At 48.4% G+C, this 22,546-nt stretch carries 21 protein-coding genes; 14 read left to right on the top strand and 7 right to left on the bottom strand.

Annotation, left to right across the window (positions count from 1 at the left end):
- Positions 1 to 11 precede the first annotated feature (11 nt).
- The 3 genes from epd to metK all read right to left on the bottom strand — a co-directional run bounded on the left by epd (position 12) and on the right by metK (position 4,275).
- A complete protein-coding gene (gene epd / locus VBY75_RS10790; protein ID WP_416512460.1) occupies positions 12 to 1,037 on the bottom strand; it encodes an erythrose-4-phosphate dehydrogenase in 1,026 nt (341 codons plus the stop codon).
- A complete protein-coding gene (gene tkt, locus VBY75_RS10795; RefSeq protein WP_416512462.1) occupies positions 1,038 to 3,038 on the bottom strand; it encodes a transketolase in 2,001 nt (666 codons plus the stop codon).
- Positions 3,039 to 3,129: 91 nt separating this feature from the next.
- The gene (gene metK, locus VBY75_RS10800) at positions 3,130 to 4,275 is read right to left on the bottom strand and encodes a methionine adenosyltransferase (RefSeq protein WP_054489579.1); all 1,146 of its coding nucleotides are present in this window, start codon (positions 4,273 to 4,275) and stop codon (positions 3,130 to 3,132) included.
- A gap of 115 nt (positions 4,276 to 4,390) precedes the next feature.
- Here metK and VBY75_RS10805 point away from each other — a divergent pair, with 115 nt between their 5' ends.
- The 6 genes from VBY75_RS10805 to VBY75_RS10830 are packed head-to-tail and all read left to right on the top strand — an operon-like array spanning position 4,391 to position 8,435.
- Entirely contained in the window at positions 4,391 to 5,122 is a 732-nt protein-coding gene (locus tag VBY75_RS10805) for a 16S rRNA (uracil(1498)-N(3))-methyltransferase (RefSeq protein WP_199494302.1), read from the top strand.
- 10 nt (positions 5,123 to 5,132) lie between these two features.
- Positions 5,133 to 6,077: a glutathione synthase gene (gene gshB, locus VBY75_RS10810; RefSeq protein ID WP_416512465.1), complete on the top strand. Its 945-nt coding sequence runs from the start codon at positions 5,133 to 5,135 to the stop codon at positions 6,075 to 6,077.
- A 60-nt stretch (positions 6,078 to 6,137) separates the two neighbouring features.
- Positions 6,138 to 6,695, top strand: coding sequence for a YqgE/AlgH family protein (locus VBY75_RS10815; protein ID WP_054489583.1), 558 nt, complete (start codon positions 6,138 to 6,140; stop codon positions 6,693 to 6,695).
- Positions 6,692 to 7,126 (top strand): Holliday junction resolvase RuvX, encoded by a 435-nt coding sequence (ruvX, locus tag VBY75_RS10820; protein WP_054489585.1) that lies wholly within the window; start codon positions 6,692 to 6,694, stop codon positions 7,124 to 7,126. The genes VBY75_RS10815 and ruvX overlap by 4 nt, the downstream gene beginning before the upstream one ends.
- Before the next feature lie 37 nt (positions 7,127 to 7,163).
- Positions 7,164 to 7,454, top strand: coding sequence for a hypothetical protein (locus VBY75_RS10825; protein ID WP_054489587.1), 291 nt, complete (start codon positions 7,164 to 7,166; stop codon positions 7,452 to 7,454).
- A 21-nt stretch (positions 7,455 to 7,475) separates the two neighbouring features.
- Positions 7,476 to 8,435 carry a hypothetical protein gene (locus VBY75_RS10830; RefSeq protein WP_054489589.1) on the top strand — a complete coding sequence of 320 codons (960 nt, stop codon included), beginning with the start codon at positions 7,476 to 7,478 and terminating at the stop codon, positions 8,433 to 8,435.
- Here VBY75_RS10830 and VBY75_RS10835 read toward each other — a convergent pair whose 3' ends face one another.
- On the bottom strand, positions 8,436 to 9,821 hold the full coding sequence (locus tag VBY75_RS10835) for a PhoH family protein (RefSeq protein ID WP_273022532.1): 1,386 nt from the start codon (positions 9,819 to 9,821) through the stop codon (positions 8,436 to 8,438).
- A gap of 148 nt (positions 9,822 to 9,969) precedes the next feature.
- Here VBY75_RS10835 and rapA point away from each other — a divergent pair, with 148 nt between their 5' ends.
- Genes rapA through VBY75_RS10850 form a run of 3 tightly spaced genes read left to right on the top strand, consistent with a single transcriptional unit; the run spans position 9,970 to position 14,116 of the window.
- Positions 9,970 to 12,630 carry an RNA polymerase-associated protein RapA gene (gene rapA, locus VBY75_RS10840; protein ID WP_416512469.1) on the top strand — a complete coding sequence of 887 codons (2,661 nt, stop codon included), beginning with the start codon at positions 9,970 to 9,972 and terminating at the stop codon, positions 12,628 to 12,630.
- Complete coding sequence (locus tag VBY75_RS10845) at positions 12,630 to 13,286, top strand: RluA family pseudouridine synthase (protein ID WP_278358419.1); 657 nt, start codon at positions 12,630 to 12,632, stop codon at positions 13,284 to 13,286. Before rapA ends, VBY75_RS10845 begins: the two co-directional genes overlap by 1 nt.
- Positions 13,287 to 13,312: 26 nt before the next feature.
- Positions 13,313 to 14,116, top strand: a complete 804-nt coding sequence (locus tag VBY75_RS10850) for a DUF3530 family protein (RefSeq protein ID WP_234972470.1) — start codon at positions 13,313 to 13,315, stop codon at positions 14,114 to 14,116.
- 10 nt (positions 14,117 to 14,126) lie between these two features.
- On the opposite strand, the gene djlA is transcribed toward VBY75_RS10850, so the two are convergent.
- From djlA to VBY75_RS10865, 3 genes are read right to left on the bottom strand one after another with little or no spacing between them, the layout of a single operon-like run.
- A complete protein-coding gene (djlA, locus tag VBY75_RS10855; RefSeq protein ID WP_416512471.1) occupies positions 14,127 to 14,957 on the bottom strand; it encodes a co-chaperone DjlA in 831 nt (276 codons plus the stop codon).
- A gap of 1 nt (position 14,958) precedes the next feature.
- The gene (gene murU / locus VBY75_RS10860) at positions 14,959 to 15,627 is read right to left on the bottom strand and encodes an N-acetylmuramate alpha-1-phosphate uridylyltransferase MurU (RefSeq protein WP_416512473.1); all 669 of its coding nucleotides are present in this window, start codon (positions 15,625 to 15,627) and stop codon (positions 14,959 to 14,961) included.
- Positions 15,624 to 16,628 carry an aminoglycoside phosphotransferase family protein gene (locus VBY75_RS10865; protein ID WP_416512475.1) on the bottom strand — a complete coding sequence of 335 codons (1,005 nt, stop codon included), beginning with the start codon at positions 16,626 to 16,628 and terminating at the stop codon, positions 15,624 to 15,626. The genes murU and VBY75_RS10865 overlap by 4 nt, the downstream gene beginning before the upstream one ends.
- 139 nt (positions 16,629 to 16,767) lie before the next feature.
- Here VBY75_RS10865 and VBY75_RS10870 point away from each other — a divergent pair, with 139 nt between their 5' ends.
- Genes VBY75_RS10870 through apaG form a run of 5 tightly spaced genes read left to right on the top strand, consistent with a single transcriptional unit; the run spans position 16,768 to position 22,545 of the window.
- Positions 16,768 to 19,041 (top strand): LPS-assembly protein LptD, encoded by a 2,274-nt coding sequence (locus VBY75_RS10870; RefSeq protein WP_199494294.1) that lies wholly within the window; start codon positions 16,768 to 16,770, stop codon positions 19,039 to 19,041.
- Between the two features lie 11 nt (positions 19,042 to 19,052).
- The gene (gene surA / locus VBY75_RS10875; protein WP_199494293.1) at positions 19,053 to 20,351 is read left to right on the top strand and encodes a peptidylprolyl isomerase SurA; all 1,299 of its coding nucleotides are present in this window, start codon (positions 19,053 to 19,055) and stop codon (positions 20,349 to 20,351) included.
- Complete coding sequence (gene pdxA / locus VBY75_RS10880; protein WP_054489607.1) at positions 20,348 to 21,340, top strand: 4-hydroxythreonine-4-phosphate dehydrogenase PdxA; 993 nt, start codon at positions 20,348 to 20,350, stop codon at positions 21,338 to 21,340. Before surA ends, pdxA begins: the two co-directional genes overlap by 4 nt.
- Positions 21,333 to 22,184: a 16S rRNA (adenine(1518)-N(6)/adenine(1519)-N(6))-dimethyltransferase RsmA gene (rsmA, locus tag VBY75_RS10885; RefSeq protein ID WP_054489609.1), complete on the top strand. Its 852-nt coding sequence runs from the start codon at positions 21,333 to 21,335 to the stop codon at positions 22,182 to 22,184. The genes pdxA and rsmA overlap by 8 nt, the downstream gene beginning before the upstream one ends.
- Positions 22,171 to 22,545, top strand: a complete 375-nt coding sequence (apaG, locus tag VBY75_RS10890) for a Co2+/Mg2+ efflux protein ApaG (protein ID WP_054489610.1) — start codon at positions 22,171 to 22,173, stop codon at positions 22,543 to 22,545. Before rsmA ends, apaG begins: the two co-directional genes overlap by 14 nt.
- Position 22,546 lies beyond the last annotated feature (1 nt).

The raw sequence follows: 22,546 nt of genomic DNA on the forward strand, positions 1-22,546 counted from the left end.
CCTCTCTAAACTTAGTGTTCTATTTGTTCAGCCATCGTCTTTGCTGTATCCAGCAAACGATTAGCGAAGCCCCACTCGTTATCACACCAGCACAACAACTTAACCAGCCGCTTGTGGCTGACCCGGGTTTGCGTGCCATCGACAATCGAAGAATGTGGATCATGGTTAAAATCTATTGAAACTAAAGGTTCTTCAGTATAGTCCAGTATACCCGCCAGTTGATGCTCACTTTGCTCACGCAGCACATGGTTTATCTGCTCTATTGTGGCATCACTGTTTAACGTAACACTTAAGTCCATGGCGGTGACGTTTGTGGTAGGCACTCGCACCGCAATAGCCTCAAAACGCCCTTCTAAATGCGGCAGTATACGTTCAATGCCTCGCGCCAGCCGCGTATCCACCGGAATAATAGAACGCCCGGCGGCACGGGTACGCCTTAAATCAGGGTGGTAGGCATCAATAACCTGTTGGTCGTGCATCGCGGAATGAATGGTAGTAATAGCACCTGAATCAATACCAAAGGTGTCATCCAGCACTTTTATCACCGGCACAATACAGTTAGTTGTGCAGGAGCCGTTAGACACCACTTTATGCTCGACCGTTAACTCTTTTTCATTCACGCCATAAATTGCAGTGAAATCAACATCCGGTTTGCCGGGATGAGAGTACAGTACCCGCTTCACCCCTTGCTGCAGGTAAAGCTGGCCGTCAGCCTGGCTGCCAAATACCCCGGTACAATCAACCACAAAGTCAACGTCATTAGCGCGCCAGTCAACAGCTTCAATCTCGGTTTGATGCGTTAAAGCAATGGCGTCACCAGCGACTGTTAAAGTGTCACCAGAGTGCGTCACTTTTTCTCCAAACCGGCCGTGGCTTGAGTCGTATTTCAGTAAATGAGCTATTGCTTCCGACGCTGCAGGTTCGTTAATCAGAACCACCTGCACGCTGTCGCGATAGCCATTTTCATACAAAGCACGCAAAAAGCTGCGGCCAATTCGGCCAAAACCATTAATTGCAATACGAGCCGGTTTGCTCATTTATGCTCCCAGCAAACGTTTAGCGGCAGCCACAGTATTTTCTGCGGTAATACCAAAGTGTTTATATAAGTCGCCGGCCGGAGCAGATTCACCAAAGGTGGTCATGCCGACTATTTCGCCGTTAAGGCCAATGTACTTGTACCAGAAGTCCGCAATACCGGCTTCAATTGCAACGCGACGAGTAACCTTTGATGGCAGCACAGACTCTTTGTACTCAGAATCCTGAATATCAAACACGTTGGTCGATGGCATAGAAACAACACGTACCTTATGACCTTGTTCTGAAAGTTGCTCATAAGCTTCAACCGCTAAATCAACTTCAGAGCCAGTAGCTATTAAGATGACTTCGGGCTCACCGTCGCAGTCTTTCAGCACATAACCACCACGGGCAATATTAGTGAGCTGATCTTCATTGCGCTCCTGCTGTTGCATGCCCTGACGGCTGAAAACCAGCGCAGTAGGCGTTTTGCTGCTTTGTATTGCCGCACCCCAGGCAACGGCGGTTTCAACCGGGTCACACGGGCGCCAGCACTGCAAATTAGGGGTTTGTCGTAAATTAGCCAGCTGCTCTACCGCCTGGTGAGTCGGCCCGTCTTCACCCAAACCAATAGAGTCGTGGGTATAAACAAAGATGCTGGGCTGTTTCATAAGCGCTGACATACGCACAGCATTGCGGGCGTACTCCATAAACATCAGGAAGGTTGCGCCATAGGCTTTAAACCCGCCATGCAGGGTTACGCCGTTCATAATGGCAGACATACCAAACTCACGAACGCCATAAAACACGTAGTTGCCACTGGCGTCATCCGCCGTAATGCCTTTTGCGTCCTTCCATAAGGTTAGATTGGAGCCGGCCAGGTCAGCCGAGCCACCTAACAGTTCAGGTAATTTAGGACCAAACTCATTCAGTACATTCAAAGACGCCTTGCGCGTAGCTATAGCTTCTGGGCTACTTTGCAGTTGCTTAGCATAGTTGTGTACCGTGTTTTCGAAGTTTTCCGGAAGCTCTCCATTCAAACGGCGCTTCAATTCTTTTGCCAGTTGCGGGTGTTCTTGTTCATAAGCCACCCAGCGTTTGTTCCACGAAGACTCAACCGCTGCGCCTTTATCGACCGCAGACCATTTTTGGTAAACATCGGCCGGCACTTCAAAGGCTTCGTGTGGCCAGTTCAACTGTTTGCGCGCTGCTGCAATCTCGTCATCGCCCAAAGGTGCACCGTGGCAGCTTTCAGAGCCTTGTTTGTTCGGTGCGCCATAGCCAATCACCGTTTTGCAAATGATCAGAGTCGGTTTATCTTCGTTAGCACGGGCTTCATCAATAGCCCGGGTGATGGCTGCTGAGTCGTGTCCGTCGACTTTATTGACTACGTGCCAGCCATAAGACTCAAAGCGCTTCGCAGTATCGTCGGTAAACCAGCCTTCAACTTCGCCATCAATGGAAATGCCGTTGTCATCGTAAAACGCGATGAGCTTACCTAAGCCTAAGGTACCCGCCAGTGAACAAGCTTCGTGAGAGATGCCTTCCATTAAACAGCCATCACCCAGGAAAGTGTAGGTGTGGTGGTCAACAATTTCGTGGTTTTCACGATTAAACTGCGCGGCTAATACTTTCTCGGCCAGTGCCATACCTACCGCATTTGCAAGCCCTTGCCCCAACGGCCCGGTGGTAGTTTCCACACCAGGGGTATAACCATATTCAGGGTGACCCGGGGTTTTTGAGTCTAACTGACGGAATTGCTTTAAATCATCAATACTCAGGTCATAACATGAGAGGTGTAACAGCGAGTAGATCAGCATTGAGCCGTGCCCGTTTGATAAAACAAAACGGTCGCGGTCAGCCCAGCTCGGGTTATTAGGGTTATGTTTCAGGTAGTCACGCCATAGCACTTCGGCGATATCTGCCATACCCATGGGCGCTCCCGGGTGGCCGGACTTAGCTTTTTGAACTGCATCCATACTAAGCGCGCGGATAGCATTGGCGAGATATTGACGATCTGACATGAAAAACCCCCTGGAAGATGAAGAGCAACTTGCGATGCGCGTATTCTCCACATTTCAGGGGGTACAAGCAAATTTATAGGCAAAATTTTGTTTAAATATCAGCCTGTAAATCGGCGGCTTTGTCCGTTTGCTCCCACGGCAGGTTATCACGGCCAAAGTGCCCGTATGCCGCTGTCTGCTTATAAATTGGGCGTTCCAGGTCAAGCATTTTGATTAATCCGTAAGGACGTAAGTCAAAATGACGGCGCACCAGCGCAATTAACTGCTCTTCTGAGTGCTTAGACGTTCCGAAGGTATCAATGCTAATAGAGGTTGGTTCAGCAACACCAATAGCGTAAGAAATTTGCAGTTCGCAACGCTCTGCTAAACCGGCTGCAACCAGGTTCTTAGCAACATAACGCGCCGCATAAGCCGCACTACGGTCAACTTTTGACGGGTCTTTACCTGAGAAAGCACCACCACCGTGACGCGCCATACCGCCATAGGTATCGACAATGATCTTACGACCCGTCAAACCGCAGTCGCCCATAGGCCCACCAACAACGAAACGTCCGGTTGGGTTAATATGGAATTGCGTATCTTTGGAAATCCACTGCTCCGGCAATACAGGTTTAATGATTTCTTCCATAACCGCTTCGCGCAGCGTTTCCTGAGTAATGTCTTCTCGGTGTTGAGTTGACAGAACCACGGTATCAATAGCGACCGGCTTGCCGTTCTCGTAAACGAAGGTTAGCTGGCTTTTGGCGTCAGGACGCAGCCAGTCAAGGGTGCCATTGTTACGCACTTCCGACTGACGCTGCATAACGCGGTGCGCATAAGTAATTGGCGCAGGCATTAAAACAGAGGTTTCATTAGAAGCATAGCCGAACATCAGGCCCTGATCACCAGCGCCCTGCTCTTCGGGATGAGCGCGATCAACACCCTGGTTGATATCGCCACTTTGTTTACCAATGGCGTTCAATACCGCACACGATGCGCCGTCAAAACCCATATCAGAATGTCGGTAACCGATATCTTTGACGGTCTCGCGGGCCAGGTCTTCAACATCCACCCAGGCATTTGTTGAGATTTCGCCGCCAACCAGCACCATACCGGTTTTTACATAGGTTTCACAGGCAACACGGGCTTTCGGGTCTTTTGCTAAAATTGCGTCTAAAACCGCATCGGATATCTGGTCGGCAATTTTGTCCGGATGCCCTTCGGACACTGACTCTGAGGTAAACAGGTGACGTGACATATGCCCACTATTCCTTTATTTTGATGAAATCACTCAATACTGGTTGCATAATGTAACCGATCACTCTGTTTTTTTCTACTTCTGGACGTCTAAAAGTCCGAATAAGGCTGACGACATGCGAGTACCGCGGATTTATCACCCCGCCTCTATAAATTTACAAACTGAAACCGAACTGAGCTCGGATGCATTCCAGCACCTGATCAAAGTATTGCGCTTGAACGTAGGTGATAACATTGCTTTATTTAACGGTGACGGACAAGACTACGAGGCGACCATAACCTCGGTTCAAAAAAAGTCTGCGTATTTTCTTGCAACCGGCAGCAAGGTAAATGATTCAGAGTCGCCTGTCAGCGTGCATCTTGCTCAGGTCATTTCACGCGGTGACCGCATGGACTTTGTTCTGCAAAAGTCAGTCGAACTGGGCGTTACCGAAATTACGCCGCTGTTCAGTGAACGTTGCGGCGTTAAACTCAGTGGTGACAGGCTGGAGAAAAAGCAGCAGCAGTGGCAAAAAATTGTACGCTCAGCTTGTGAACAATGTGGTCGCAGTGTGGTTCCTGAGGTTAAACCAGCCCAGCAATTCAGCGACTTTATTGAAAGCACATTTGCCGGGCTTCGTCTGACTTTAGACCCGACTGCGACAAAACCGCTTTCATCGTTTCAACACGCCGAAAAGGGGATACAATTGCTCATTGGGCCCGAAGGTGGGTTTACTGACGATGAAGTCAGTGCTGCTGAACAGCAAGGGTTTAATCCAATGCGTTTAGGTCCTCGTGTATTAAGAACAGAAACCGCCGCGCTATCAGCGCTGACCACCGTGCAATATCAGTTTGGCGACTTAGGTTAAAGGAGTTTACATGAAAAAGTTAGCTATGGTGATGGACCCAATCGCCGCTGTAAAAACCGAAAAAGACACCAGTTTCCGCTTACTGCTGGAAGCGCAGGCTCGCGGCTATCAATGTTTTTATCTGGAAATGGGCGACTTAGTTATTGATAACGGTCAACCAATGGCCTTTGCTCGGGAAGTTCGTGTTCAGGATCAAAAAAGCGACTTTTACAATTTAAGTGACAGCCAGTACCGCCCGCTTGAAGATTTTGATGTCATTATGATGCGTAAAGATCCGCCCTTTGACAGCGAGTTCTTATACGCGACACAAATTCTGGAACTGGCCGAGCAACGCGGTAGCCTGGTGTTGAATAAACCGCAGAGCCTGCGTGACTGCAACGAGAAGCTCTTTACCTCCTGGTTTGCCGACTCCATCGCCGACACATTGGTCAGTTCCCGGGCTGACGTAATTAAAGCTTTTCATAAAAAGCACGGTGATGTGATTTTAAAACCGCTGGATGGCATGGGCGGAGCTTCGATATTTAAAGTAGGGGCAGACGGCAGTAACCTGGGCGTTATTATTGAAACCCTGACCGAAAAAGGTCAGCGCTACGCCATGGTGCAAAAGTACCTGCCTGAAATTAAAGACGGCGACAAACGTATTCTGATCATAAATGGCGAACCTGTACCTTACTCTTTAGCGCGAATTCCCAGCGCCGGGGAAACTCGCGGAAACCTTGCCGCCGGGGGCAGCGGACGGGCTCAACCTTTATCCGACAGTGACTGGGCTCTGGCTCGTAAGGTCGCACCTGAACTGAAAAAACGAGGGCTCATTATCGTTGGGCTGGACGTGATTGGCGACCGCATTACCGAAATTAATGTCACCAGCCCAACCTGTATGCGTGAAATTGAAAACGCCTACGACATCAATATTGCAGAAATGGTCTTTCAGGCAATTGAAGAGAAGCTGAATTGAATTTCTATGAGACGCCCCCATATCCTTGTTAGAGATTATCGTTAAGGAGTCGGTGAATCGATGAACAATTTGCAGAATCACTTTTTGATAGCAACACCTATGCTGAACGATCCGATGTTTAAACGGACCGTCACCTATATCTGTGAGCATAATGAAGAAGGTGCGATGGGGCTGGTAATTAATCAGCCTGCAGATTTAAGCGTTACCTCGCTGCTGGATAAACTGGAAATTGTTTACCCGGAAAATAACCAGCACTTGCAGGGTAATGTCTACCAGGGTGGTCCCGTGGGTCGTGAACGGGGCTTTGTGATTCACCCGCCTCAGGATAACTGGCGTGCCAGTCAGAAGCTGAGCGATGACATCATGGTGACCACCTCTCGGGATATTCTGGAAGCCTTAGGTTCATCAGCGGCCCCGCCTCAGTTTTTACTGACCCTGGGTTACGCAGGCTGGGAAGCCGGGCAGTTAGAGGAAGAACTGGGTGAGAATTCCTGGTTAGCGATTCCGGCAGACCCTGAGCTGTTATTTAATACACCAGCAAGTGAGCGCTGGCAAAAAGCCACAGAGCAGCTTGGTTTTGATGTGTGGCAACTGGGACCGGATGTCGGCCACGCATGAGTACAGTTATTGGCTTTGACTTTGGTACCAAAAGCATTGGTGTTGCGGTTGGTCAAACCGTTACCGCAACAGCTTCGCCATTAACCGCGCTAAAAGCAAAGGAAGGTATACCCGACTGGCAGCTTATTGAAAAGCTGTTTGCCGAATGGCAACCAGAGCAACTGGTCGTTGGCCTGCCTCTGAATATGGACGGCACCGAACAACCCTTGACGCAGCGGGCCAAAAAGTTTGGTAACCGACTTCATGGGCGTTTCGGCTTACCTGTCACTTTTCAGGACGAAAGACTGACTTCAACCGCCGCACGCGAAAGCCTGTTTGCCGAAGGCGGCTTTCGAAAATTGGAAAAAGGACTTGTCGACAGTCAAGCGGCGTTAATAATTGTTGAAGATTTTCTGAACGGTTATTTGCCAAAAACCGATAATTCGTTATAGTGTCGTCAGTAATAAGTTGACACGACAGGAGCTGGCTTTGTTTGGTAATGAAGAACCCTATTCAGTAACGGGTAATACCATTCTACTGAAAGACGAAAATAAGAAACTGCTTTTAATTACTGGTCCTCGTTACCAAAACATACTGGTTTCGCGAGGTTCAGTTGAATTTACAGACTTACCTGCTGAGCGTCGCCCAGGCTTAAGGCTTGTTTCCCTGCAAGAAGTCTTTAAGAAAGAAAAGACTTATTTTTTCGTTCGCGCCGGCGGCATTGAGTATCAAGTAGACCTTAAATTCGAAGACAGCCCTATTACTGAAATGAAGTTTTAAGGGGCAACAGGAGTAATCAGAGTGACACATAAAATCTGTGCTGTTATCTGGTTACTCTTTACTCTTCCTCTAACAGCAAATGGCCAAAACTTTTTTAACCTTAACGAAACCCAAGACGGCCAGTTAACCTTTTCTTATCAATGGCGTGACTTTAACGACAGTCAGCAATCCTTTGACTTCCAGGTCGATAAAAGAGAGTTCCTGCAACCTTTAAAGCGTTATCGCGGATTTAATCTGGAGCGCAGTCAACGCGAGCTTACTCACCAGTTGAATCGCTACATCCGGCAGCAACAATGGCAGGGTATTCAGGCTCGCCTTACACCCCGTCAACAGTCAGTAGAGCTGGTCACCGCCAATAGCAGAACTCAGGAAAAACAAGCACAGCTGACTGAATACAAAAGGCTTTTACGCGAATACTACAATGAACGCTGGAATGATTATTTAGAAGCCAACTTTTATCGTCAGCTCACTCTGCCTCCGGGTGAACAGGGCATTATTCCCGACCACCCCGCTATTGCCAGCGAAATGACGGCTGTATTACGCCCGTTAATACAAGCTATTGGAGAGCAGCTAGGTAACAACACACAGCGCAATTACATCAATTACATCGCCAGCTTTATTCAGCAGATCCCTTATAACGACTTGAGCAGTAAGCTTGATAGCCGTGGAGATGGCTTCGTACCCCCTAACCAGCTGCTCTACTATAATCAGGGCGACTGCGACAGCAAAGTCACGTTAATGAGCTCGGTAATTAAAGAAATTATTGAGACCCCAAAAATGGCAATCATTTACCTGCCCAACCATGCGGTTTTCGGTATATCTATTAGTAGCAGAAGCGATGACATTAGCGTGAAACACAATGGCGTGAATTACATACTAGTAGATGTTACTGGCCCGGCGGCAATGCCTCTGGGCCAGGTTGGAGGAGAAACCGAGTTTCAGGTCAACACTGAGCAATACACGGTTGTGCCCATTAACTGATTAAAGATGCTCTTCTGCGAACTTAGCTAACGGACTGCGCACCACCCCATTCAAGTTAACTGTTGCACTACCGGGGTAGTCTTTAAAGCGCTCAACAATATAAGTTAAACCTGAAGTCACAGCCGTTAAGTAATAACTGTCAATTTGTGCCAAATTACCCGATACCACCAGCTTAGTATTTTCACCACAACGCGTTATTAGGGTTTTCAACTGAGACGCCGTTAAGTTCTGCGCTTCATCCAGAATGACTATAGCGTTCTGTATGCTGCGTCCGCGCATAAAGTTGAGTGACTTAAACTGAATATTGGCTTTTTTCATAATATAGTTCAGGCTCGACTCCATACTCTCATCGTGTTTATGCAAAGCCTCCAGGGAATCTGTTATTGCCGATAACCAGGGCGCCATTTTTTCCTCTTCCGTGCCCGGCAAATAGCCAATTGACTCGGCAATTTCCGGGGTATTGCGGGTCACGATAACTTTCTCATAAATTCCCTGCTCTACCACCATTTGCAAGGCCGCTGACAAAGCCAGGAAAGTCTTACCACTGCCAGCAGGACCAGTCAGAATGACCATATCCATGCTGGTATCAAGCAATGCATGCAACGCCATGGCCTGATAGATGTTCTTAGGGTGAACACCCCAGGCGCCGTAAGACATCATGCGCTCGACGCTCAAGTCCATTAAAGTAACGGTTTGGTTGTCGTACTCCTCTACCCGGGCAGCAAAGCTGTCTGTTGAGTCAATAATGTATTCATTGGCAAAAATTTGCGGCAGTAAGTCCCGGCTTACAGTGTGATACGCATCGCGACCTTCCTGTTGAGTTTTCACTTCACCTACCTGCGACCAGAAATCCCCTTCAAATTTATAGAAGCCTTTGGTCAACAATCGAATGTCATCAATAAGCTGGTCGGTACGATAATCTTCAACAAATTTCATGCCCGCGCCTTTGGCTTTCAGACGCATATTGATGTCTTTGGTTACCAGCACCACACCCGCGGGGGCTCGCTCGCGCTGAATTTCCAGAGCGGCCTGAATAATCCGGTGGTCATTTTCCGCTAACGAAAGTACCGACTCGGTTTGCTCAAGCTGATAATCCGGGAAAATAGCCAAGGTTCCGTTCGCGGTATGCTCACCATGCATTCTGCTTAAGGGCACTCCAGCAACAATTTCCTCTGGTGTTGCTTCTTTTAACACTTCTTCTAAAGAGCGAATAGCCACCCGGGCTTCCCGGCTGACGTCCTTATTCCGATCTTTGATTTTGTCGAGTTCCTCCAGAACCACCATGGGAATAATAACGTTGTGTTCATCGAAATTGAGGAAGGCTAGCGGGTCGTGCAGAAGAATATTGGTATCCAGGATAAAGAACTTGCCGGTGTGTTTAGTCATTAGCGCATACCTTTGCTGTGATTATTCTTTTCTTACAGCTTAGCCTAAAATTCATGACATAACGGTTACAGAAATAAATTTTTCCTCGGAATTGGTGACTGAATTAAGTACCATTGCGGCCTTAGAAAATGGCATGCGGGAGTGTGTAGTGAGCGAGTTTAGAGTTGGACAACGTTACCTCAGTGAAACTGAAACCGAATTAGGGCTGGGTATGATAACTCAGGCCGAAGGTCGTCACTTAACCGTGATGTTCCCTGCCTCCGGTGAAGTGCGACTGTACTCTGCTCAGGATGCGCCTCTGGCTCGATATCAGTTGCAAGTTCAACAGCAAGGTAAGCACGCCGACGGCTGGAGCTTCACTATTCAGGAGCTGACTGAATCACAGGGTATTGTGACTTACCACGGACTGCGTGATGACAACCAGGAGTCAGTTGTTGTTCCTGAAACTCAACTCTCGCATCAAGTTGACAGTAATCCGGCATTAACTCGTTTGCTTGCTGGTCAGGCCGACCGACTCGATATGTATCAATTGCGCTGTGAGGCTGGTGAACATTTGGCGCATCACCAGGCAAGCGAGGTGGCCGGCTTATTAGGCGTTCGTACCCATTTGCTGCCGCATCAGCTGTATATTGCTAAGACGGTCGCTGATCGCTATCACCCACGCGTGCTTTTGGCCGACGAAGTGGGCTTAGGAAAAACCATTGAAGCCGGCATGATCATTAAGCGTCGACTAACCACCGGACGCTCTCAACGCGCACTCATTGTTGTGCCTGAGTCTCTTATGCACCAATGGTTAGTGGAGCTACGTCGCCGCTTTGCACTGAACTTTACCCTGTTTGATGATGAACGTTGTGAGCAAGCGGAAGCCGACAGTGAAAATCCTTTTCTGACCGAACAACACATTATTATCAGTAGTCGGTTTATGCATGAGTCGCGCTGGAATGAGGCCTTACTCGATGCGGAATTTGATCTGCTGATTATTGATGAAGCCCACCACCTGCAACCGGATGCTCCTGAATTCAGCGCCGTAAAAGACCTTTGCGAAGCTGTGCCCAGTTTGCTGCTGCTAACGGCAACACCAGAACAAGAAGGTGCTGAGGGACATTTCCAGCGATTACAGTTGCTGGACCCGGACAGGTTCTCCGATTTCGCCAGTTTTCAGCAAGAACAGGCGCACTACAAAGAGTTAGCGGAACAGGCGGAGTCAGTGACTGACCCGGCCGAACTTGATGACTTGCTCGATAAACACGGCACAGGGCGCGTCATGTTTCGTAACCGTCGGGCCGATATCGGCGGCTTCCCTGAGCGTCATTTTCATCCGGTAGAACTGGATGAGTGCGAACCCGATGAAGACATGCCCTGGTGGATGGAAGATCCGCGTATTGACTGGTTATTGGAGCACATTAAGCAAAACCGCTCAGAAAAAGCGCTGCTAATCTGTAAAACTGCGGAGCAAGTGCTGGATTTGTCTGAAGCTCTGCGCGTACTCGCAGGTGTGCACGCGGCCACCTTTCATGAAGGAATGACGCTGACCGAACGAGACCGTTCCGCCGCCTTTTTTGCGAGCGAAGAAGATGGCAGCCCTATCCTACTGTGCTCAGAAATTGGCAGTGAAGGCCGCAATTTTCAGTTCGTGCATCAACTGATCTTATTCGACTTACCAGCCAACCCCGACTTGCTGGAACAGCGTATTGGTCGTTTAGACCGTATTGGCCAGCAGCAGGACATTGATATTTACCTGCCTTATTGTAGAGGCTCTGCCGAAGCTATATTGCTGCCATGGTACGAGCAGGGAATGAATGCCTTCACTCAGTGTAATGCGATAGGCCGTAAACTGTACGACGCTTTCGGCGCTGAAATTGAGCAGGCTATTACTGAACAGCAGCCTTTAAGTTCTGAACTATTAGAGCAGACAAAAGAGCTGCACAAAACCTGGCTGGAGCACAACAGGGAAGGTCAGGACAAGCTGCAGGCACTCAATGCTTGTCGCCCGGAAACCGCAGAAAAAATCATAGAGCAAATTCATAGCGACAGCGATACCGATACGCTCGCCGATTTCATGATTGCCTTCTTTGACCGTTTTGGTGTTAATAACGAAGTTCTGGATGAGGAACGCTGGTTTATTCGCCCGGGAGAACACATGCGTGTTGGCAGTCTGCCTGGTTTGCCTGACGACGGTATTACCATAACCTTTGACAGGATTACCGCGCTGAACTTTGAAGATACCGACTTTCTGAGCTGGGATCACCCGATGGTACAAGCGGCGCTCGAGTTGCTGACTGCTGATGACTTTGGCAGCACTTGTGTGGCCGAGTTAAAAAACCCGGCAATTCCGGCGGGCAGCTGGTTCCTTGAATTAGACTTTGCCAGCATAGTTCCTGCGCCTAAAGCCGCGGCCCTACAGGAGTTTTGCCCACTGCAAAGCCTGCGGCTTCTGTTTAACGGTCAGGGTCAGGAGCTCTCTGCCAAAGTATCGCGCGAGCTACTGGATCAGCAGTCTAACTTCATTGATAAGAAAACCGCCCGTCAGGTATTGCGCCAGCTAAGAGATGCAGCGCAAAAGCTTATCCAGTCAGGCCAACAACAAGCACGCAAATGGCAGCAAGAGCAACTGGAGCAGGTAAGACAAGAGGCTACAGCGGCACTGCAACATGAACGCCAACGACTGCTCGACTTGCAGAAGAAAAACCCGTCGGTACGCAGCAGTGAAATAGAAGCTATAAACTGGCGCGAAGAGCAGATTACAGCGGCACTGGAAAGTCCGCAGTTGTCGCTACAGGCTGTTCGCATTTTGGTGAACAACCATTAATGACGCTGCTTCACTATGAGCCACCAACAACGCCATTTCTTCAAGTTATTTATGAAGACGCTCAGTTGTTGGTGGTTGATAAACCCAGCGGACTATTGAGTGTTCCGGGCAAGCGGCCAGAGCATAAAGATTCTACTTATACTCGAGTGCAGCGGGTACACCCGGAAATTAGAGTGGTTCATCGGTTGGATATGGCCACCTCCGGTATCTTGTTACTGGCAAAAACCAAAGCTGCACAAAGCCACCTGAACAAACAATTTCAGGACCGCACAACCCACAAAAAATACATTGCCAAGGTATGGGGGGAACTACCTGCTTCACAGGGCGAAGTTGAGCTCCCGCTTTCCTGCGACTGGCCGAATCGCCCGCGCCAGCATATGGATTTTTTCACCGGCAAACCAAGTACGACCTTCTACCGGGTGAGTGAATTTGACGGCAAGTGTAGTCGTGTTGAACTGACCCCATACACTGGCCGCTCGCACCAGCTTAGAGTTCATATGCAGGCCATTGGCTGCCCGATATTAGGCGATAAATTCTATGCGCACAGTGAGGCGTTTTCTGCCGCTGAACGCTTATTGCTGCACGCTGAGAACCTTTGCGTAACACACCCACAAACTGAACAACCTATAGCCTTTCATAGCCCGGTTCCGTTTTAACACTTTGCACTCAAGCTGACGCCGCTGTGGCCGATATAAGCTGCATGAAGCGTTATTCATTATTGCTACTCGCGGCACTGTGTATCAGTCCCGCAGTCAGCCAGGACGACTTACAACGTTATTTACCGCAAGACCAGCTACACTGGTTGTCCGGTAATGACGACCAACGCTATTTGGTTTTAAAGAAAGAATACCTACAGGCTTTTGAGCGCGGTCAAATCGTGCTTATACCCGACTGGCACTATCATCCATTGCAGTCTTTTTATATTCGCCCGGTGTATGAAAACGCACCGGATTTTGGCTGGACCACCTGGGCGCTCACTCCGCCGGAAAATGACATACGCACGGACAATCTGCAGACCCCCGCCAGTGCCACACACTTTCCTGAAGCAGCTGATGAAGAGGTCTTCGAGCCTCTGGTTGGCGCCTTGCAACAACGCATGACACTGCTTCTGGACGAGACCTTAAGCCGGCCGGGCTTCTCAGTGTGGGTGGTTGAAGGTATTACAGCGGATATTACTTTGCGACTGTTAGAAAGTGATCCGTCGATAATGCCGGATGCTATCGTCCTGATTAATGCTTATGTTCCGCAATTTCAGTATAACCGCGCTCTTGCCGACCGTATTAGTCAGTCACAACTGCCGGTTCTGGATATTCGCAGTGCTGAGAGTAATCAATGGATAAGCAAGCACTGGCAACTGCGCAAAAAGCTGGCGAGTAAATATCAGCACCCGGCTTACCGGCAGCGACAACTTATCAACTCAGGGAATGCCGGGCAGCGTGAGTTAATCTCAACCATAAAAGGCTGGCTTGAGTTTCACGGCTTTTAGCAGCAATCTTTTAACGAATATCCCGCTTTTCTTTGATTTTTTCATAAGCCGCCTGAATATCCTGCGCCCGTTGCTGAGCCTGCTTCATGACTTCTTCAGGTAGGCCTTTCGATGCCAGCTTGTCCGGATGATGTCGGGCCATAAGTTTACGATAAGCTTTTTTAATTTCAGCGTTACTGTTCTGGGCGGTCACGCCAAGCACTTCATAGGCGTTGTTAATTTCATCCTGACTGGTGGTTTTACGCTGTTGTTGATGCTGCTGACGGCGATGCTGATGAAAACGAAAAGCCGCTTTTTCCATCATTAACCATTGGTCTAACTGAAAGCGCGTAAAGCCCAGAGACTTAGCAACGTTAACCAGCACTTCATGCTCTGACTTTTCCAGAATTCCGTCATTCAATGCCAGACCAATTAACTGCTCCATGAAAAGCTGCAAGACATCCCGGTTGCCGTAAAAGGACGCACTAAAATCTTTCATGACCTGCTGCAAAGGAAATGTCGGTTCTTTACCTTCTCTGAACGCTTCCTGCGCTTCACGGGTTGCATCAGAACTTAAGTTCAGGCGCCGCATAAGCTCCTGCGCCTGCGCAATGTCATTGGTTGTTACTTTTCCTTTTGCCTTGGCAACATGACCCATTACAGCAAACAAGGTGTAAATGAAGTTGGCATCCCCGGCAGCCTTCTCTGCACCGTATAAAAAGCGTCCCCAGGCGCCTTTTTGGGAAAAGTCCTGAGCCATTCCCCGATCAAACCAATGGCCAATCAGAACGCCTAAAATAGCGCCCGGCCATTTCATAAATGCAAAACCCGCCAAGGCTCCTACTACTTTTCCCCAAACCATGTTATTTCTCCAACTGCTGGTTAAGTTGATGCAGCCGCTCAGGGGTCCCTACGTCGGTCCAGTGCCCTTCCCAATAGCTTGCTGCTAACCTGCTTTGATTTATTGCCCGGTCAAAGAAGGTTTTAAGTGGCTGCTTGCCCTGAGGGTATGGTTCCAGCAGCTCTTTTCGGTATAAGCCAATACCGGAAAACGTCTTGCGCTCACTTCCGTCATTAACCAACAGGCCATTTTCTAAAGCAAAGTCGCCCTCAGGATGATGAGCAGGATTTTTAACCATGATCAAATGCGCCAACTGTTCCGTTTCCAGTTGAGTCGGCAGCTCACGGTAGTCCCAGTCGGTCCAAATATCTCCGTTAATGACCCAGAAAGGTTCGTCACCTAATAGGGGCAAGGCTTTAATAATACCACCGGCAGTTTCCAACCCACCTTCCGGTTCTGCGGAAAAAGATACCTGTAACCCCCACCGACTGCCGTCACCAACAAAGCTCTCAATTTGCTCCCCGTGCCAGGCATGATTAATAACAACCTCATTCACGCGGGCCTGCGCCAGCTTTTCTAAGTGATAAGCCAACAACGGTTTACCCGCTATGGGTAGTAAAGGTTTAGGCTGATTATCGGTTAACGGCCGCATGCGACTGCCTCGGCCAGCGGCTAAGATCATTGCTCTCACTTTGCTTCCTTCCAGGCCGGTATGACGCGTTTTTCCAGCCATTGGTTGTAATCTGACAACTGTGAATAGTTAGCGCTTACTCGCTGTAAATAACCTAAAGTTCTGGGCACGTCTTGCAAGTAGCCCGGCTTGTGGTCACGATGAGCCAGGCGGGCGAAGATACCAGCGGCCTTAGTATGACGCTGTAAGCCCATCCAGTCGAACCAATGCTGCCATTGTTCAGGCTCGATCTGAGCTGCCAAATGGTTTGACTGAACGAGCCTTTGCCGCAAGCCCTCACCCAGTTCAGCCACCCATTCATCGGGCCACTCAATATAGCAGTCTCGTAACAGCGATACCGCATCGTAGGTGACCGGTCCCAGCACCGCATCCTGAAAATCAATAACCCCAATGCTGTCGTCATCCAACAGCATTAAATTACGTGAGTGGTAATCTCTGTGCACCCCAACCTGAGGCTGTTCCAGTGCATTATCAATAAGTTGCTGGCTGAATTGCTGCCAAATTTCCTGGTCTTCATTATTCCAGTTAAGGTTTAAGTGAGTCTGGAGCAGCCAGTCTTTAAACAACGACAACTCGCGTTTGAGCAAAGCCGTGTCGAACGCAGGCAATTCACCTAACTCGGTACTGCGTACTGACATAATATTCGGCAAAGCCGCTAAAGCTTGCTGGTAATACTGCCGGGCATTACGAGGGTGCAGCTTACTGAGCAACAAAATCTGACCGAAATCTGACTGCAACATAAAACCTTGCTCGGTATCTGCTGCGATAATTTCAGGCACAGTAACGCCAGCATCAGCGTACGCTTGTGCAACCGCCAAAAAAGGTTCCATAGGTTCCTTTCCCGGTGGACAGTCAACCGCTATCAGGCTTTCTTTTCCGTTAGTTGCCCGAAAATAACGACGGAAACTGGCATCGCCGGATACAACCTCTAAAGTCGGCTGGGGAACCCCGGTCTGGGCTTCGCACCAAGCCTGCAGAGCCACTTCTCGTTTGTCTTCCAAATTATCCTCCACCAAATTTTGTCGCAAAGCCTTAAAACTAGCAGTGTACCAAATAGCGAAACAAACAAAATTGCTTTATTATACCCTCGCGCTGCAAAACAGAATAAATGCATTTAATAACAACGAACGGAAGATTCAATTGCTGCTAAGGTTTATTACTCCGCTGATGCTACTGTCGTTTACTGGCGATGCGCTAGCGGCTTTACAAAATCAAAACGTGCAACAAGGCATGGCTTGTGAGGCTTCCCGGCCCGCAGAAAATGTAATTGGTTCAGTGCAACTGCAGCAAACTGAAGCAGGCACTATTGGCGTTGAATCGCGCAGCGCCGAAATTTTTGCAGATGAGAAGGCGTACTTTACCGGTAACGTTATTATTCACCGTGATGGGCAATGGCTATCCACATCAAAAGCGACAGTCGACCAGCAAAAAGGAGAAATTATTGCCTCTGACGGTATTACCTTTAGTGACGGCTACCTTAACGTCACAGGCGATTCTTTATTTCTCGACCTGAATGAAGACAGAGCAGAGCTTTATAATAGCGATTATCGTCTGCAGGATCATAATGCCCGGGGTCATGCTGAACGTCTGTCTTTATCTCGACAAGAGGTGCTATTGCAGGACTCAAGCTTTACCACTTGCCCCGGAGATTCACCAGCCTGGCAATTACGCGCGCAGCGTATTCAAATTAATGAAACCAGTGATTTCGGGGAAGCCTGGCATGCCCGTTTCGAGCTATTCGACGTGCCCATTCTTTATTTGCCTTACTTTAACTTTCCTATAAGTGACGCGAGAAAGACCGGGCTGCTTTACCCTACTTTTGACTCATCATCTAACAGTGGCTTTGAAGTAGAAATCCCTTATTACTTTAATATTGCACCCAATATGGATGCCACTATAGCGCCAGTCTATATGTCCGAACGCGGCACTATGTTGAAAAGCGAGTATCGCTATCTATTTGGGCAAAATGCCGGACAATTCAATTTAGAGTATTTAGGTAATGACGATACCCGCATCGAAAATAAAAAGCGTTACCTTTGGCATGTTCAGCATGCAGCGCAGATTAATCCGGACCTAAGCTTTTACCTGGATGCCACCGAAATTAGCGACGACAATTATTTAAACGACTTTGGCAGTGACTTCGCTGGCAGAGCCGATACTCATTTATACCGTGTCGCACAGCTGGACTACGATAACGATAACTGGACCGCTCAACTGCGGACTGAAGACTATGAGCTGATAGGTGATTACCGAAGCCCCTACCGGACACTTCCGCAATTGAGCGTGGACTATAGCGCAAAGACTCTTCATGGTTTCAGTGCAGGTATTTATAACGAACTGACTTATTTTCAGAATCAGGACCAATCACGCGAATACGCTACCCGCGCCCATATTGAACCGAGCCTAAGATATCGTTATGAAAAGCCGGCCTTCGATACCGAAGCGGAGCTGTCTTATCTTTATACACGCTACTGGCAGGAAAGTCCGGACAGTGCAATTGCGGAAAGTGTCACACGGACGTTGCCAAGAGCGCGGGTCAGAGCTCGTATGCACCTGGAAAGGTCTGTTGAAATTGGCAATGATCAATACCGTCAAACGTTATCGCCGCAAATTCAATACCTTTACGTGCCCTATGAAAACCAACAAGACATCGGTATTTACGACACTTCGCTGTTACAGGACGACTATCATGGTCTATTCCGTAGCCGTCGGTTTTCAGGTCTGGACCGTATAGCAGAGGCCAACCAGGTAACTTACGGAATCAGTAGCAGCTTGTTCACTCAGAATGAACGTGAAATGCTACGCGCCAGTCTTGGTCAAATATACAACATTGAAGACAGTCGCACGCAGCTATTCGCCGCTAATGAAGAAACCACGACTTCCAGTAACAGTGAGTGGGTGGCTGACATAAACTGGGCGGTTGATGAGAACTGGTCGTTGCGCAGCTCAATTCAGTACGATACGGAACTTAACAGCACCCGTAAGAGTCAGACCGCGATAGAGTTTCGCAAAGACAATTCGAACCTGGTACAAGTGAGTCACCGCACAGCAACAAATATTTTGAATAACGATATAGAGCAGGTTGGAACACAAGCAGTTTGGTCGGCTAGTTCACGTTGGCAAGTAGCTGCAAATGTCTTTTACGATCTCACACATGACCGTTTAAATGATGCTATGGTGGGCGTCCAATACAGCAGTTGTTGCTGGGCATTACGAGTTAGTGCTTACCGACGTATAAACCGTGATCTCGAGCCAGCATTTAGTGCGAACCAGATAAACGGCGACACACAGTTTGACAACGGCATTAGTATACAATTTATTATCAGTGGATTAGCTTCTGATAACAGTGGTCTAATTAACATGCTTGAGAAAAGTACGTACGGCTACCGCCGTCCTTTTTATCTCAGTAACTAGTGGTAGGTATAATGAAAAAAATTGCAATGTTTTGTTCAGCAGCAGTGCTGATAGCATCGTCCCTTTTGCTGAATAATAGCGTTCAGGCTCAACAGATTCTGGATCGTGTCGTCGTTATTGTTGACGAAGGCGTGGTTCTGCAAAGCCAAATTGATCATCTGGTTCGGCAAGTAAAAAACAGTCAAAACTTTAATAATGGTAATGCCCCTTCCGATGAGGTTTTGGAAACTCAGGCAATTGAACGCTTAATATTACAGGAAATTCAGCTTCAGATGGCTGACCGCATGGGCATAGAAGTCGATGACGGTCAACTTGAGCAAGCCATTAGCGACATCGCCAACAATCAAAACATCACTGTTGCTGAGCTGCGCGAAGAGATGGTCAATAATGGCATGACCTGGGCTTCGTACCGGGAAAATGTCCGTAATGAAATTGTTATTCAGCAAGTTCAGAGAGCTGCCGTGCGACAACGAGTTGCAATTACGCCTCAGGAAATAAATAACCTGGTAAAACTCATTGATAATAATCAGGAAGTTCAGGAAGAATACCGCTTGGCTCAAATATTAATCGCCGCGGATTCCGATGCTTCGCAAGCTGAACTTGAAAAAGCCAAAGAACGTGCTGATGCCGTTTTAAGCCTTCTTGAAAAAGGGCGGGACTTTTCTGACCTGGCGGTACGTTCTTCATCAGGCTCTGCTGCTTTAGAAGGTGGTGATATGGGCTGGATGACAGCGAACAGTATGCCGACACTATTTGCTGAAGCCGTCGACGGAAAACCCGTTGGTGAAGTTGTTGGTCCTATTCGTAGCGGTATTGGCTTTCACATTCTAAAAGTTCAGGACAAACGTGGCGAACAAACGGTAGAAGTCCAGGAAGTCAAAGCTCGACATATTTTAGTAAAACCATCAGTTATCTTGTCGGACAATAAAGCGAAAGAAATGCTCAACAACTATCGTGAGCAAATTGCCAATGGCGAAAAAACTTTTGCCGAACTTGCCCGAGAGCACTCAGCGGATCCAGGCTCAGCTTCACGCGGCGGTGATTTAGGCTGGGCACGCCCTGACAAATATGCACCAGAATTCAAGCAAAAAGTTGAAACCATTGAAGCAAACACCATAAGCGAGCCTTTCCGTACTCAGTTTGGCTGGCACATCGTGGAAGTTACTGAACGCAGAACTCAGGACGCCACTGAAGAAAGTAAACAAGAACGAGCTTATCAAATGCTTTTCAGTCGGAAGTTCCGCGAAGAGTTAGATAACTGGCTACAGGAAAAACGTGATCAGGCCTATGTCAGAAGAGTTGCCGAGTGAGTCTACCGACACTAGTTTTTACACCGGGTGAGCCGGCAGGTATAGGCCCGGATCTGATTATAAAAATTGCACAGCAGCCCTGGCCGGCTGCTGTGATTGTCTGTGCCGACAAAAACTTATTAAAACAGCGCGCTGAGCAACTCAACCTGCCCATTACTTTGCATCGCTATCGTAAAGGTGAGGACGTGCCAGAACACCAGCCTGGCCATTTATGGGTTGAGCACATCCCTGTATGCGAAGAAGTCACTGCCGGTCAGCTATCTGTATCTAACGGTCATTACGTAGTGGACTGTTTAAAGCGAGCCTCCGATGGCAACCTTGCAGGCGAGTTCGATGCAATCGTCACAGGTCCGGTGCATAAAGGCGTGATTAACCAGGCAGGCGTTGCTTTCTCGGGACACACAGAGTTTTTAGCCCACGAAGCCAACTGCAATGATGTTGTGATGATGCTGGCCACCGAAGGCTTACGCGTTGCTTTGGTAACGACTCATATCCCTTTAGCCTATGTTGCAAAAGCAGTGACCAAAGAGCGCCTGACCAACATTTTAACGATTCTGCATAACGACCTGAGCAAGAAATTTGGTGAGTCCTACCCCAAAATTCTGGTTTGTGGTTTAAACCCTCATGCCGGAGAGTCCGGACACTTGGGCCGTGAAGAGATTGAGACTATATCTCCAGTCATAGAGCATCTGAAGCAACAGGGTATGAACCTACATGGCCCCTACCCGGCGGACACTATCTTTCAGCCCAAATACCTGGAAGACGCCAGTGCAGTAGTTGCTATGTATCATGACCAGGGGCTCCCCGTGCTAAAATATAAGGGCTTCGGTCAAGCGGTAAATATCACTCTGGGTCTACCTTATATACGAACCTCTGTGGACCACGGTACAGCCCTTGAACTGGCTGGAACAGGTAAAATAAATGACGGTAGTTGTCGACTGGCAATGAAAACCGCTATCGATATGGCAAGAGCAGCGTACTATGAGTAAAAACCAAAATGGGAGTAAACACTCAGGCGGGAGCAAAACCCATCTGGGGCACCGTGCACGGAAGCGGTTTGGTCAGAACTTTCTGAACGATGAGCACATTATTGAACAGATAGTTGATGCCATTAACCCTCAAGCTGGTGAAAACCTCATTGAAATTGGTCCGGGGCTAGCAGCGTTAACCGAACCCACAGTGGATCGCGCCGGCCATCTGAAGGTCATTGAAATTGACCGAGACCTGGTTGAGCGTCTTCAGCACCACCCTTTTTTAAGTGCGAAACTCGAAGTAATACAGGGAGATGCATTAAGCATCGACTTTAGCCAGTTTGCAGAGAAAGCGCAGGCAAGAGTATTCGGTAATTTACCTTACAATATTTCGACGCCTTTGATTTTCCACCTGCTAAAATTTGCAGAGCACATACAGGACATGCACTTTATGCTGCAAAAAGAGGTTGTGGATCGTCTGGCTGCAGAACCAGGCTCAAAAAGCTATGGTCGAATTAGCGTCGGCGTACAACAAGCCTGCAGAGTAACACCTGTAGTTTCGGTTCCACCGTCAGCCTTTACACCGCCACCTAAAGTTGAGTCTTCCGTCGTTCGTTTAGAGCCATACAAAGACAGCCCCCACCCGGTGAAAGACAAAGCTCAGCTACACAGCTTATGTTTGACAGCATTCAATCAACGCCGTAAAACAATACGTAACAACTTAAAACAGCTGGTTCCTGCAGAGCAACTCGAAGCGCTTGGCATTAATCCTGGCGCCAGACCAGAGACGTTATCGGTGGATGACTACTGCAGAATATCGGACTGGCTCACAGAACAAGCGGAAAAGAATGACAGTCAGTAAAATTGAAATTGATGTAAAAACGCAATATTTAGCGGCGCAGTCGAACCCTGATGCCGGCCAGTACGTGTTTTCTTATACGATAACCATAACCAATGAATCCAGTCAGTTGGTACAATTGCTTGCCCGTGAATGGCGAATTACTGATGCAGACAGTAAAATAACCCGGGTAGCTGGTGACGGTGTTGTCGGTCAACAACCGAAGCTTGAGGCAGGAGAGTCTTTTAGCTATACGAGCGGTACGGTCCTGGCAACACCTATTGGTACTATGGAAGGTCATTATTTGATGATAGATGCCCAGGGCGAGCAGTTTAAAACACCGATTCCCTCATTCCGGTTGGCTATTCCTAATATTATTCATTAAC

The organism is Idiomarina sp. HB (assembly GCF_048059115.1).
GTDB classification, from domain to species: Bacteria; Pseudomonadota; Gammaproteobacteria; order Enterobacterales; family Alteromonadaceae; genus Idiomarina; species Idiomarina abyssalis.